Annotated in this window: 11 protein-coding genes; 5 read left to right on the plus strand and 6 right to left on the minus strand. The window is 58.8% G+C overall.

The window, feature by feature from the left end; all coding sequences use genetic code 11:
* The first annotated feature begins 223 nt into the window (after nt 1-223).
* The 5 genes from manD (at nt 224) to DDA898_RS15180 (ending at nt 6,624) form a co-directional block, all read left to right on the plus strand.
* Nucleotides 224-1,438, plus strand: coding sequence for a D-mannonate dehydratase ManD (gene manD, locus DDA898_RS15160; protein ID WP_013318845.1), 1,215 nt, complete (start codon nt 224-226; stop codon nt 1,436-1,438).
* Nucleotides 1,439-1,453: 15 nt separating this feature from the next.
* Nucleotides 1,454-2,476, plus strand: coding sequence for a Zn-dependent oxidoreductase (locus DDA898_RS15165; protein WP_038911627.1), 1,023 nt, complete (start codon nt 1,454-1,456; stop codon nt 2,474-2,476).
* A gap of 409 nt (nt 2,477-2,885) precedes the next feature.
* Nucleotides 2,886-4,307, plus strand: a complete 1,422-nt coding sequence (locus DDA898_RS15170; RefSeq protein ID WP_038911628.1) for an MFS transporter — start codon at nt 2,886-2,888, stop codon at nt 4,305-4,307.
* Between the two features lie 3 nt (nt 4,308-4,310).
* Nucleotides 4,311-5,783, plus strand: coding sequence for a mannitol dehydrogenase family protein (locus DDA898_RS15175; protein WP_038911629.1), 1,473 nt, complete (start codon nt 4,311-4,313; stop codon nt 5,781-5,783).
* 136 nt (nt 5,784-5,919) lie between these two features.
* The gene (locus DDA898_RS15180) at nt 5,920-6,624 is read left to right on the plus strand and encodes a GntR family transcriptional regulator (RefSeq protein ID WP_438830408.1); all 705 of its coding nucleotides are present in this window, start codon (nt 5,920-5,922) and stop codon (nt 6,622-6,624) included.
* Between the two features lie 144 nt (nt 6,625-6,768).
* On the opposite strand, the gene hutU is transcribed toward DDA898_RS15180, so the two are convergent.
* The 6 genes from hutU to DDA898_RS15210 all read right to left on the minus strand — a co-directional run.
* Nucleotides 6,769-8,475 carry a urocanate hydratase gene (gene hutU, locus DDA898_RS15185; RefSeq protein ID WP_038911630.1) on the minus strand — a complete coding sequence of 569 codons (1,707 nt, stop codon included), beginning with the start codon at nt 8,473-8,475 and terminating at the stop codon, nt 6,769-6,771.
* A 13-nt stretch (nt 8,476-8,488) separates the two neighbouring features.
* Nucleotides 8,489-10,045 carry a histidine ammonia-lyase gene (hutH, locus tag DDA898_RS15190; protein WP_038911631.1) on the minus strand — a complete coding sequence of 519 codons (1,557 nt, stop codon included), beginning with the start codon at nt 10,043-10,045 and terminating at the stop codon, nt 8,489-8,491.
* A gap of 109 nt (nt 10,046-10,154) precedes the next feature.
* Nucleotides 10,155-10,940 (minus strand): ABC transporter ATP-binding protein, encoded by a 786-nt coding sequence (locus DDA898_RS15195; protein WP_038901712.1) that lies wholly within the window; start codon nt 10,938-10,940, stop codon nt 10,155-10,157.
* Entirely contained in the window at nt 10,937-11,788 is an 852-nt protein-coding gene (locus tag DDA898_RS15200) for an ABC transporter permease (protein ID WP_038911632.1), read from the minus strand. The genes DDA898_RS15195 and DDA898_RS15200 overlap by 4 nt, the downstream gene beginning before the upstream one ends.
* An 18-nt stretch (nt 11,789-11,806) precedes the next feature.
* The gene (locus DDA898_RS15205) at nt 11,807-12,769 is read right to left on the minus strand and encodes an ABC transporter substrate-binding protein (protein ID WP_071604550.1); all 963 of its coding nucleotides are present in this window, start codon (nt 12,767-12,769) and stop codon (nt 11,807-11,809) included.
* Between the two features lie 757 nt (nt 12,770-13,526).
* Nucleotides 13,527-14,060 (minus strand): YkgJ family cysteine cluster protein (locus DDA898_RS15210; RefSeq protein ID WP_038911635.1); only part of this gene is annotated, 534 nt, incomplete at its 5' end.

A 14,060-nucleotide genomic window follows, 5' to 3' on the forward strand; every position in this document is an offset into this window, starting at 1 on the left:
CGGGGTGCAGTATTGCCCCCTTGTTTTACAAAAACACGCCATTTATCAAGCAAACACCATGCCATTGATGGACTGTTCCTCGCTACAGTCCAGGTAGTTTCACCATAAAAATGAGGATGTTTTTTACCCAGCCTGACGAATAACTGTGAAGCAGCGCATAGCACGCTCACTAATATACTTGTATGGTAGTTAGAGTAGAGGACATAAAAAGGACCCATGAAACGTGAAAATTATTAGCGCAGAGGTGTTTGTCACCTGTCCGGGACGTAATTTCGTTACCTTGAAAATCACCACCGATGATGGCGTCACCGGTATTGGCGACGCCACATTGAACGGACGCGAGCTCTCGGTGGCGTCTTACCTTAAGGATCACATTTGCCCGCAGTTGATCGGCCGCGATGCCCGGCAGATCGAAGACATCTGGCAATACTTCTATAAAGGCGCCTACTGGCGCCGCGGCCCGGTCACCATGTCGGCCATTTCCGCCGTCGATATGGCGCTCTGGGACATCAAGGGTAAAGCGGCGAACATGCCGCTCTACCAGTTACTGGGCGGCGCTTCCCGCAGCGGCGTTATGGTGTATTGCCATACTACCGGCCATTCCATCGACGAGGTGCTGGAAGACTATGCCCGACACCGCGACCAGGGTTTCAAAGCCATTCGGGTACAGTGCGGCATCCCAGGGATGAAAACCACCTACGGCATGGCGAAAGGCAAAGGGCTGGCGTACGAACCCGCCACCAAAGGCAACTGGCCGGAAGAGCAGATCTGGTCAACGGAGAAGTACCTCGACTTCATGCCCAACCTGTTTGAAGCCGTACGCAGTAAGTTTGGTTTTAATGAACACCTGCTGCACGACATGCACCACCGCCTGACGCCGATTGAAGCGGCGCGTTTCGGCAAAAGCGTGGAACCCTACCGGTTGTTCTGGATGGAAGACCCGACGCCTGCCGAAAATCAGGCGTGCTTCCGCCTGATTCGCCAGCACACCGTCACGCCGATCGCGGTTGGTGAGGTGTTCAACAGTATCTGGGATTGTAAGCAACTGATCGAAGAGCAGTTAATCGATTACATCCGCACGACCATCACTCACGCCGGCGGCATCACCGGTATGCGCCGTATCGCCGACTTTGCCTCGCTGTATCAGGTTCGCACCGGATCGCACGGCCCGTCGGATCTTTCGCCGGTCTGCATGGCTGCCGCGCTGCATTTCGATCTCTGGGTACCGAACTTCGGTATTCAGGAGTTCATGGGGTATTCCGAACAGATGCTCGACGTGTTCCCGCATAGCTGGACATTTGAAGACGGCTATATGCACCCCGGCGACAAACCCGGTCTGGGGATCGAGTTTGATGAAAAACTGGCGGCCAAATATCCCTATGAACCCGCCTATCTGCCGATTGCCCGTCTGGAAGACGGCACGCTGTGGAACTGGTAAGACAACGAGGTAGACATGAAAAGCATTGTGATTGAACACCCCAACGCGCTGACGATTGCCGATCGCGACCCCCCCCAGCCCGCGCATGGCGACGTCAGGGTCAAGGTCCAACTGGCCGGGATTTGCGGTTCCGACAGCCATATCTATCGCGGCCACAACCCGTTCGCCAAATACCCGCGCGTCATCGGCCATGAATTCTTTGGCGTTATCGATGCCGTCGGCGAAGGAGTGGATGCTGCGCGCATCGGCGAACGGGTTGCGGTCGACCCGGTGGTCAGTTGTGGTCATTGCTACCCGTGCTCCGTCGGGCGGCCAAACGTTTGTACCGCTCTGACCGTTCTTGGCGTGCACCGTGACGGCGGTTTTAGCCAATACGCCGCCGTTCCGGCCAGAAACGCCTACCGCATTCCCGACAGCATTCCCGACGAGTTCGCGGTTATGGTGGAACCCTTTACCATTGCCGCCAACGTAGCCGCGCAAGTCCGGCCGACCGAACAGGATACCGTGCTGATATACGGCGCCGGGCCGATGGGGTTGACTTCGGTGCAGGTGCTCAAAGGGGTCTACCACGTTAAAGACGTGATTGTGGTCGATCGCATTCCCGAACGTCTGGTCATGGCACAGCACTGCGGCGCGGACATGGTGCTGGATAATCGTGAGCACCCGCTGGCGGAGACACTAAAACAGCGTGGTATCCAGCCCACGCTGATCATTGATGCCGCCTGCCATCCCGGCATTCTGCAGGAGGCTATCTCGCTGGCCTCGCCGGCGGCGCGTATCGCCATCATGGGTTTTTCCAGCGAACCCAGCCAGATTACCCAGCAGAGCATTACCAGCAAGGAGTTGTCCATTTTCTCATCCCGCCTCAACGCCCATAAATTCCCACAGGTGATTGAATGGCTGGAACAGCGATTGATTGACCCGGCGAAACTGATCACACACCGGTTTCATTATGCCGATGTCGTTCAGGCTATCGATATCTTTGAGAAAGACCAGAAGCGCTGCTGCAAGGTGTTATTAACGTTTGAAGAGGCATAGTTAATCTCAGCATTTTAATCAGGTGAGCGACAAAATAAAGCGCTCACCTGCTGAAAAGCACAACGCGTGGGCGCTTTAACACCACAATCCCCCGTAATGTGAATAAATCAGTGACCGGGGATAAACGCAGAATATATCTGCAACCTGATGTATGGCGGATATATATACCTGAAAGGAGAAACGATAAAACAGATTACCCAAAAATAACTCAAGCGCAGGATATTTTACTCACCTGCCGCCTGAACGATAACGGGTATATTTTCCTGATAATAAAAACCGTCACCACCGTTATTTATTACTGTACTTTCCGGATCGTTTAACCAGACCCGGAATGGTGTGTCGCGCACATAATCATAATTTTTCCATCGTTGTGCGATGCGTATCACCACTATTCAAAAAGAGTATAAACATGAATAAAGCACAAACGACGTCTGAATCCGGCAAGACCGAAAGAGATACCTCTGATTTGGTTAAAGCGGCGATCTCCGGATGGTTAGGCACCGCGCTGGAATTTATGGATTTTCAGTTGTATTCGCTAGGGGCCGCCTTGGTTTTTCATGAAATCTTTTTCCCTGAACAATCGGCCGCCATGGCGTTAATTCTGGCGATGGGTACTTACGGTGCAGGTTATATCGCCCGTATTATCGGTGCCGTGGTGTTCGGCAGAATGGGCGATTCCATCGGCAGGAAAAAGGTGTTGTTTATTACCATCACGATGATGGGGATCTGTACCACACTGATTGGCGTCTTGCCCACCTATGCGCAAATCGGCATTTTCGCGCCGCTGCTGCTGGTCACATTGCGTATCGTGCAGGGGCTGGGCGCCGGCGCGGAAATTTCCGGTGCCGGCACCATGCTGGCGGAATATGCGCCCAGCGGGAAGCGCGGCATTATCTCTTCGCTGGTCGCCATGGGCACGAACTGCGGTACCCTGAGCGCCACCGGCATCTGGGCCGCCATGTTTTTCCTGCTCGACAGAGAGCAGTTGTTAGCCTGGGGCTGGCGCATTCCGTTCCTGGCCAGCGCCATTGTGATGGTTTTCGCCATCTGGCTGCGTATGAACCTGAAAGAAAGCCCGGTATTTGAACAGGTCAGCGACACCGCCGTCGATACAGCGAAAGCGAATAATCCCCGGGCAAGCCAGCACAAATCTCTGACGGAAATGTTCAGCAGTAAATCATTCTGGCTGGCGACCGGATTACGTTTTGGTCAGGCCGGTAATTCCGGATTGATTCAAACGTTTCTGGCCGGTTATCTGGTGCAAAGTTTGTTATTTGAAAAACGTATTCCGACCGACGCACTCATGCTCAGTTCGATTATCGGCTTTATGACGATTCCGCTATTAGGCTGGTTGTCAGATAAATTCGGCCGCCGTCTACCTTATATTATTCTGAATATTTCCGCCATCGTGCTGGCCTACCCGATGTTGTCGATTATCGTCAATAAAGACATGGGGGTCAGCACGATTATTGCCGCCATTATCATTATTCATAATATTGCGGTGCTGGGACTGTTCGCGCTGGAAAATATCACCATCGCCGAGCTGTTCGGATCACGAAATCGCTTTACACAAATGGCCATCGCCAAAGAAGCCGGCGGTTTAATCGCCGTCGGGTTAGGCCCGGTGTTGGCAGGTATTTTCTGTAATATGGCCGGTTCCTGGTGGCCGATTGTCGTGATGCTGGTGACCTATTCCTGCATTGGGCTCATTACCGCCCTCGCAATGCCGGAAGTCAAAGATCGTGATTTGAGCATGCCGGAAGACGCCACCGATACTCAGGCTGCGCACCACGCGACTGCCTCATCACACCGCCAATACAAGGGGCTTTAAACCATGACATTATCCCATGCTGCGTTGCCCCATCTGCCCGATGCGGTCATCACGCCCGCCTACGACCGGGCGGCACTGAAAACCCGCATCGTTCATCTGGGGTTCGGCGCCTTCCACCGCGCTCATCAGGCGGTCTACGCCGATCGACTGGCGGCGGAACACGCCAGTGACTGGGGATATTGCGACATTAACCTGATCGGCGGCGAGCAACACATCGCCGATCTTCGGCGACAGGATCACCTGTTCAGCGTGGCGGAAATGTCGCCGCAGGCGTGGCACTGCCGGGTGGTGGGCGTGGTTCGGCAAGCATTGCACGCCGAAACCGACGGCATCGAGGCGGTACTGGCCGCCATGAGCCAGCCAGACATCGCCATCGTGTCGCTGACCGTAACGGAAAAAGGCTACTGCCACTCGCCCGCGACCGGTCAGTTGCTGCTGGATCACCCGCTGATTACCGCCGATCTCGCTCATCCGTCCGCGCCCCGCTCTGCGCCAGGCGTTATCGTGGCGGCGCTGGCGCGTCGCAAAGCCGCCGGGTTGCCGGCGTTCAGCGTGATGTCGTGCGATAACATGCCGGAAAATGGCCGCGTCACCCGTAACGTCGTGCTGGCCTACGCCCGTGCGCTCGACCCGGAACTGGCAGTCTGGATAGAGCAGCACGCCACCTTCCCGTCCACCATGGTGGACCGCATTGTCCCGGCGGTCACCGCCGACACGTTAAGCCAGCTTGCTGGGCAACTGGGCGTGGACGATCCGGTCGGCGTCGCCTGCGAGCCGTTTGCACAGTGGGTTATTGAAGACCACTTCGTCAATGGCCGACCCGCCTGGGAAAAGGTGGGCGTGGAACTGGTGCAGGATGTGTTGCCGTACGAGGAAATGAAACTGCGTATGCTCAACGGCAGCCACTCTTTTCTGGCGTATCTGGGCTATCTGGCGGGTTATGCCCATATCAGCGACTGTATGCAGGACCCGGCGCTGGTCGCTGCCGCCCGGCATCTGATGCTGCAGGAGCAGGCGCCGACGCTGCGCACCCGTGGGGTCGATCTGGTCGCCTACGCCGACGCGCTATTACAGCGCTATCGCAATACCGCGCTAAAACACCGGACCTGGCAAATCGCCATGGACGGTTCGCAAAAGTTGCCGCAGCGCATGCTTGATTCCATACGCTGGCATCTGGCGCACGACAGCCGATTCGACATGCTGGCGCTGGGCGTCGCCGGTTGGATGCGCTATGTCGGCGGCGTTGACGAACAAGGCCAACCGATCGAGATCAGCGATCCTCTGAAAGAGGCGCTGGCGCTGGCCGTCCAACACAGTGAACAGGGGGAAGCCCGTGTGCGGGCGCTGCTGGCGCAGGAGACCATTTTTGGCCGCGACCTGCCCACCGACGGCCGCTTTGTCCAGACGGTGACCCGCTACTATCTGTCGCTGGTCAATCATGGCGTCAAGGCTACGCTACAGGCACTGACCCAATAACCCGCCCGACACGCACAGGCCGACACCCCGCCAGCCTGTGCGATACTCACCCGTCGGGAAAATGACGCGCCTTATGGATAAGGCGTCGGCTAACCATGTATCATGATGACAAATGGCTTAAATACACCACGGATGCATGGATAACTACTCTCAAATCAACAACTACTCTCAAATCAACAACAACGAACCTGTTAATCAACAGATCTACCGCGTATTGCGCAAAGACATCGTGGAGTGCACGATCCCACCCGGCAAGCTTCTGTCTGAAAAGGAAATTTCAACACGTTTTTCCGTCTCCCGTCAGCCGGTGCGGGAAGCGTTCATCAAACTGGCGGAAGCCGGGCTGGTACAGATTCTGCCGCAACGCGGCACGTTCGTGATGAAGATTTCCGAGCAGCGCGTGGCCGACGCCCGCTTTATCCGTCAGGCACTGGAATGCGCTATCGTACGCCGGGCGGCCGAATACATCACCGATGAACAGTTGTTGATGCTGGAACACAATCTGCGACGTCAGGAACTGGCGGCCCAGAATGGGCAGATACGCGAATTTCTCAGTCTGGACGATGATTTCCATCAGTTGCTGACGCAGATAGCCAAATGTCCGCTGGCCTGGGAGACGATCGAATCCATCAAAGCTACGATGGATCGGGTGCGTTTCCTGGGCCTCAGTCAGGTGTCGCCGCCGGCCAGCCTGATTCAGCAGCACTATTTAATTTTCAATGGATTAAAAGCCCGCGATGCGGATGCGGTAGAAAAAGCGATGAGCGGACATCTGCAGGAAATGATTCACTCCATTACCCCTATCGCCGAGCAGAACCGGGACTGGTTTGAACTGCCCTAAGCCGGTGACGCCCCAAATCGCGCCGATATTGATTCGACCGTTTTTCTCCGTCGCAGCCTGTCTCGCTGAATGATGGCTTAGGCCGCCAGGCGGCTCAAGCCACGCTCAGAGCCTATCTCAATAGGCTCTGAGCGCCGTCGTGTTCTATTTCACCATCGGCAAATTCAACCGATGCTCTGCCGCACAGGCGGTGGCAACCTCGTAACCGGCGTCGGCGTGGCGCATCACCCCGGTGGCCGGGTCATTCCACAGCACCCGCGCCAGTCGGGCATCGGCCTGTTCGCTGCCGTCGCAGACGATCACCATCCCGGCATGCTGGGAAAAGCCCATGCCGACGCCGCCGCCGTGGTGCAAACTAACCCAGGTAGCGCCGCCCGCCGTGTTCAGCAGCGCGTTGAGCAGCGGCCAGTCCGATACCGCGTCAGAGCCGTCCTGCATCGCTTCCGTTTCCCGGTTGGGCGAGGCCACCGAACCGCAGTCCAGATGGTCGCGGCCGATGACGATCGGCGCTTTCAGCTCGCCGTTGCGCACCATCTCGTTGAACGCCAGCCCGGCCAGATGCCGTTCTCCCAGCCCCAGCCAACAGATGCGCGACGGCAATCCCTGAAAAGCGATGCGCTCGCGCGCCATATCCAGCCAGCGGTGCAGGTGGTGGTTATCCGGAAACAGTTCCTTCAGTTTGGCGTCGGTCTTATAAATATCTTCCGGATCGCCGGACAGCGCCACCCAGCGGAACGGCCCTTTGCCTTCGCAAAACAGCGGGCGGATATAGGCCGGGACGAAGCCGGGGAAATCAAAGGCGTTACGCACGCCTTCATCCAGTGCGCGCTGGCGGATATTGTTGCCGTAATCCACGGTGGGCACGCCCATGTGGCAAAAATCCAGCATCGCCTGCACATGCACCGCCATCGAGGCGCAGGCGGCTTTCACCACCGCGTCCGGGTTGGCGATACGTTCCTGCTGCCAGCGCGCCACGCTCCAGCCTGCCGGCAGGTAACCGTTGAGCGGGTCATGGGCGGAGGTCTGGTCGGTGACGATATCCGGTTTCATGCCGCCGGCTTTGGCGCGTTTCACCAGTTCCGGCAATACCTCGGCGGCGTTGCCCAGCAGGCCGACGGAGATGGCTTTCTGCTGCGCGCCGGCCTCGGTGATCATCGCCAGCGCCTCGTCGATGCTGTCGGTCTTGTAATCCAGATAGCGGGTGCGCAGCCGAAAATCGATGCGGGACTCCTGACACTCCACCGCCAGTACCGACGCCCCGGCCAGCACGCCCGCCAGCGGCTGGGCGCCGCCCATGCCGCCGAGACCGGCGGTGAGGATCCATTTGCCGCTCAGATCGCCGTGATAGTGTTGACGGCCGGCTTCGGCGAAGGTTTCATAAGTCCCCTGCACGATGCCCTGCGCGCCGATGTAAATCCACGATCCGGCGGTCATCTGGCCGTACATCATCAGCCCGGCTTTATCCAGCTCATGAAAATGTTCCCAGGTGGCCCAATGCGGCACCAGATTGGAGTTGGCGATCAAGACCCTGGGGGCGTCGGCGTGGGTGCGAAACACCCCGACCGGCTTGCCGGACTGCACCAGCAGGGTTTCATCCGCTTTCAACTGGCGCAGGCTGGTCAGAATCGCGTCGAAGCAGGCCCAGTTGCGCGCCGCCTTGCCGATACCGCCGTACACCACCAGGTCTTCCGGACGCTCGGCCACATCCGGGTCAAGGTTGTTCTGGATCATGCGGTAGGCGGCTTCGATCAGCCAGTTTTCACAGTGCAGTTCGGTACCGTGCGGCGCGCGTACCACACGGGCGAGAGAAGACGCAGTCGAAGATGAAGCGGTAGAAGATGAAGTGGTCATGGAAAATTCCTTATCAAACGGACGCCGGGTCGGCGGCATAACTGGGCAATAATGCGGTGATCACGGACGGCCAGCGTTCGCGGCTGGCCCACTGGCGCATCAGGTCAATATCGGTCGCCATCAGGCGGTCGTGGTCCAGAAACGCGACCTGTTCACGCACCTGAGCCAGTTCGCGTTCCAGCAACGGCGAGCTTTTCAGCGGACGATGGAAATCGATGCCTTGCGCGGCGGCCATCGCTTCAATCCCCACCACGGTGGCGGTGTTAAAACACATGCTGCCGAGACGGCGGGCGGCGTAGGTCGCCATCGACACATGATCCTCCTGATTGGCGGAGGTCGGCAGGCTGTCCACGCTGCCGGGATGGGCCAGCGACTTGTTTTCCGACGCCAGCGCGGCGGCGGTGACCTGGGCGATCATAAACCCGGAATTGACGCCGCCGTCGTTAACCAGAAACGGCGGCAGCCCGGACAATGTGCTGTCGAGCAGCAGCGCCATGCGCCGCTCGGAAATGGCGCCGATTTCCGCCACCGCCAGTGCGATGATATCGGCGGCGAACGCCACCGGTTCGGCGTGAAAATTGCCGCCGGAGATCACCTCGTCGGTTTCCGGAAACACCAGCGGATTATCCGACGCGGCGTTGGCTTCGATGCACAGCACGCGGGCGGCGTGCTGCAAATTATCCAGACACGCGCCCATCACCTGCGGCACGCAGCGGATGGAGTACGGGTCCTGCACCCGGCCGCAGTTAGCATGCGACTGCAAAATCTCGCTGTCCGTCAGCAAAGTGCTGACCGCCGCCGCCACCGCCATCTGCCCTTGCTGACCGCGCGCCTGATGGATGCGGGCGTCGAACGGCTTCACCGAGCCTTTGATCGCTTCCAGCGACAGCGCGCCGGCCACCAGCCCGGCGGCAAACACCTTTTCGGCCTCGAACAGCCCGCGTAGCGCCAGTGCGGTGGACACCTGGGTGCCGTTGAGCAGCGCCAGCCCCTCTTTCGGCCCCAGCACCAGCGGTTCAACGCCCGCCCGCACCAGCCCCTCGGCCGCCGGAATCAACACGCCGTCGACCCGCGCCGGCCCTTCTCCCAGCAGCAGCAGCGACAGGTGCGCCAGCGGCGCCAGATCGCCGCTGGCGCCCACCGAGCCTTTCTCCGGAATGCAGGGCATCACCCCGGCGTTGAACAGCGCCAGCAAGGTGTCGATCACCTGCAACCGTACCCCGGAATGCCCGCGCGCCAGGCTGACGACTTTGGTCGCCATCACCAGACGCAGTACGTCATCCGGCAACAAGTCGCCGATGCCCACGCTGTGAGACAGCACCAGATTACGTTGCAGCTCCGCCAGTCGCTCCGCGGGAATGCGGGTTTGGGCCAGCTTGCCAAAACCGGTGTTGATGCCATAGACCACCCGGTCCTGACGGACAATGCGCTGCACCGTTTCCTGCGCCGCCGCCACCGCCGCGCGCGCCTGCTCCACCAGCGTCAGGGTGACATTGCCCTGATAAATGGCGCGCAGCGTGGCGAGATCCACCGCGCCGGGCGTCAGGCAATAGCTTCGGGTTTGTGACATATATCTAATCCTGTATAGACAAGTAGAACTAAAAAAATCCGGCTGATGCTTTTCCATTATCCAGCCGGTACGCATGTTTCATCCTGCATATCCCCGGCAGGCAGGCCGCTCAATGCGCCAGTGCCTGTAGGGTTTCACTGCGAATCTCTTCCGTTACCCGCGCTTTCAGCGCCATAAATTCCGGCGAGGTTTTAAGGGTATAGTCTCTCGGCCAGGGAAAATCCACCGCCACTTCGGTTTTAATCCGCCCCGGTCGGGCGCTGAAAATCGCCACCTTATTCGCCATAAAAATCGCCTCGTCGATGTCGTGGGTGACAAACAGCACCGTCTTGCGCGACGACTCCCACACCGACAACAACAGTTCCTGCATCATGACCCGGGTCTGGTTATCCAGCGCGCCGAACGGTTCGTCCATCAACAGCACTTTCGGGTCGTTAGCCAGCGCGCGGGCAATGGCGGTACGCTGCTGCATGCCGCCGGAGAGCTGGCGCGGATAGTGGTGTTCGAATCCGTGCAACCCCACCTGATGCAGATAATAATCGCTGCGCTCATGCTGCTGCGCCTTGCTGATGCCACGCTCCTGCAAGCCGAAACAGATGTTCTCGCGCACCGTCAGCCACGGAAACAGGGTGTAGCTCTGGAACACCATGCCGCGATCGGCGCCGGGTCCGTCCACCAGCGCGCCGTCCAGCCACACTTCGCCGCGGGTCGGTGCATCCAACCCGGCGATGATGCGCAGCAGGGTCGACTTGCCGCAGCCGGACGGCCCTAAAATCGTGACGAAGTCGTTTTCATGTACCTGATAGTCGATGGGTTGCAGCGCCGCAATCGCCTCGCCGTGCGGGCCGGTAAACACCCGCTCCACCTGACGAATAGTCAGTTTGCTGTATTTCATCGTATGCTCCAGGCGAATAAACGGCGGTTGGCGGCCTTGAACAGGAAGTCGGACAGCAGCCCAATCACCCCGATCACGATAATGCCGAAGATGATTTGCCCGGTGTTAAGCAGCGCCTGACTGTCGACAATCATGTGGCCGATGCCGCTCGACGCGCCGATCAGCTCGGCGACGATCACGTAGGTCCACGCCCAGCCCAGCACCAGCCGCAATAGCTCGGCGATATCCGGCGCCGCGCCGGGGATCAGCACCCGGATGACCACGCTGCGGTTGGAGCAACCCAGCGTATAGGCCGCTTCTACCAGATCGCGACGGGCCGCGCCAACGCTGACCGCCACCATCAGCACGATCTGGAAAAAAGAGCCGATAAAAATCACCAGGATCTTCTGCATCTCGCCGATACCGGCCCACAGAATCAACAGCGGCACAAACGCCGACGCGGGCAGATAGCGGCAGAACGACACAAACGGCTCGAAGAACGCTTCCACCAATTTGTACGCGCCCATCAGGATGCCCAGCGGCACCCCGATTAACGCCGCCAGCAGAAAACCGGCTACCACGCGCATCACCGTCATGCCGATGTCCTGCTGAAAACCGTAATCGGTAAACAGCAGCACCCCCTCATGCAACATGGTCAACGGGTCGGCCAGAAAGGTGGCGGACACCGCGCCGCTAAACGTCACCAGCGACCACATCCCGATGAACAGCACGAAGAAGCCGATGCCGAGCGTCCAGCGCAGACGCGTCGATACCGCACGCAGCGGCACCATCAGCGGGTTATGCACCCGCGCCGGCGCCTCCGGCAATGCCGCGGGTGCCATCTTCGCCGATTGGGTGAGACTGTTCATGTCCGCCTCCTTCATCGGTTATTTCACATAGCTGGCGTCGTACAGCGCGGACAGCTCCGGCTTCTGGCGGATCACTTTCGCCTCCAGCAACAGTTTGGCCGCTTCCTCGCTGAATCGGGCGATCTCGCCGCTGAAAAAGACGCGGTTTTGCTCTCTGTCCTGCCAGCGCAGGTACTGCGCCGACTGGGCGAACGCCTGCCCGCTGGTTTTCACCGCCGCCCCCATAATCTCGTAAGCCTTGTCCGGCTGGGTTTTGATCATCGCCAGAGCGTCAAAGTAACTGTCCACCAGCGCTTTTCCCACCTGCGGGTGTTTTTTCAGGAAATCCGGCGTGCAACCCAGCGTGTCCATCACCATCGGGTAATCGAGCGTGGTGGCGAGGATTTTTCCTTTGTCCGGTTGCTGACGCACGGTGGACAGATAAGGCTCGTAACTCATGGCGGCGTCGTTCTGACCGGCGACGAATGCCTGCGCGGCGGCCTGCGGCGACAACGTCGCCACTTTCACGTCTTTCAGGCTCATGCCGTTTTTATCCAGAATCCACGCCAGCGCGAAATAAGGCGAGGTGCCCGGCGCATCAACGCCGATGGTTTTGCCTTTCAGATCGTGCACACTGCTGATGTCGTTACGCACCGCCAGCCCGTCGGCGCCGTAGGATTTATCGAGCTGGACGATCTGTTTGAGCACCACGCCGCTGGCCGCCCAGGAGACGTAGGTTTCCACCGTGGTGGCGGCGCACTGAATCGCGCCGGATGCCACCGCCAGATGGCGGTCTTTCTGCGGGATCATTTTCAGATCTACTTTCAGTCCATGCTGCTGGAAAATGCCGGCCTTGTCCGCCAGCGTCAGCGGGGCGAAGCCGGTCCAGCCGGAAATGCCGATAGCCACCAGCGTTTCTTCTGCCTGTGCGGAGACGGCGGCGGCCAGACAAACTGCCATCAACGAGACTGTCCAACCGGTACGACCTGGTGCTGTACTCATGTTTCTACTCCTGTCAGGAAAAGAAAAAGCAATGGACCGCAAGTGTTATAATCTTGTCTATACAAGCAAGGGTCATGCCAGCACAGCGCAACTGGCGAACTGACGGGAAGAACAGCGGAATTATGCGACAGGAATGGGGGTTAACCCCGGAGGAGAACCGGCAGAGCGCCCTATAACGGTGCACCCTGCCCTGTTTTCAGCCATGCAAACGGCATTGTGCTGTTTGGGGCTGTTGCCCCTTTAAGTGCCAAACCAAGGGTTTTTTCGGCGTCAGAAACTGTGCTGAGGCGGGCGACTTCGCCGGATGCGCGGCAGGGAAGCCGCGCAAGCTCGTGCCGTGTCTGACAAAAACGCCGGGAGCGTTTTTGAACAGCGTTTACGCTGGCCCGTAGGGCGAGCCCCAGGGATGGGGCGAGTAATCACGTCACGGGCGGTTCGAACAGCGAAGGCGAACGTCGAAGGGAGCGCGCAGCGGCACACCATTTTGCAACGCAAAATGGAACAGCGCTTGCGCTGGCCCGCAAGGGTGAACCCGTCAGGGTTCATAATTTAGCCCCCAGCCAGTGGTCAAGGAGAGGCGGCGTTTGAGTCTCTCTTGTTGTGCGTGCGATGTATTTGCAACTGGACTACCGCCGTTTATTCCGCTCGTCATTATCGTCTGACCTGGCGTACTTCAGCACGCTTATAACACAGCATGGACTAGTTTGTTCATCGCCGCAACCGACATTACACCATTTACAGCCTGCGTATATATCCGTCAGGCGGCATTCAAACCGATAAAACCATAATACTGAGACGGCCCGGTTACCGCCTCGGCACCGGCCTGTTTCAAGGTTTCCAGCACGTCCTCGCCGGAAACGTGGAACTGCCATGCCCGGCTGAGCCCCGCTTCGGCATGCTCTTCAGCGCTGAATTGCCCGGCCAGTTCCAGCGCCGACGTAAAGGCCGTCATGTCCGGCAGATAGGCGGTGAAACCATCACCTTTCAGCGCGCTAGTCGCGATCCCCAGCCAGTTGCAAATCGACGCTTTAAAGTAGATATCCTCGCGGTCCGCCTGCCGGGAGCGTTCGATCAACGCCTGCGTTTCACTATCCACCAGCCGGTCCGAGACAATCAGCGTGTCCCCTTGCTGCCAGGCTTCCGGCGGGCAGTCTTTGTTAGCCTGCCGCAACGAAATATGCGGGTTGATCTCCATCGGGTAAATGCGGCACACCAGCGGGCGCCGATCATAGATCCGACAGCGCAGATCCTCATCCAGATGCCGGCAGGAGTCAGGGTTGTACGCCGCGAA

Origin of the sequence: Dickeya dadantii NCPPB 898, assembly GCF_000406145.1 — a bacterium.
GTDB classification, from domain to species: domain Bacteria; phylum Pseudomonadota; class Gammaproteobacteria; order Enterobacterales; family Enterobacteriaceae; genus Dickeya; species Dickeya dadantii.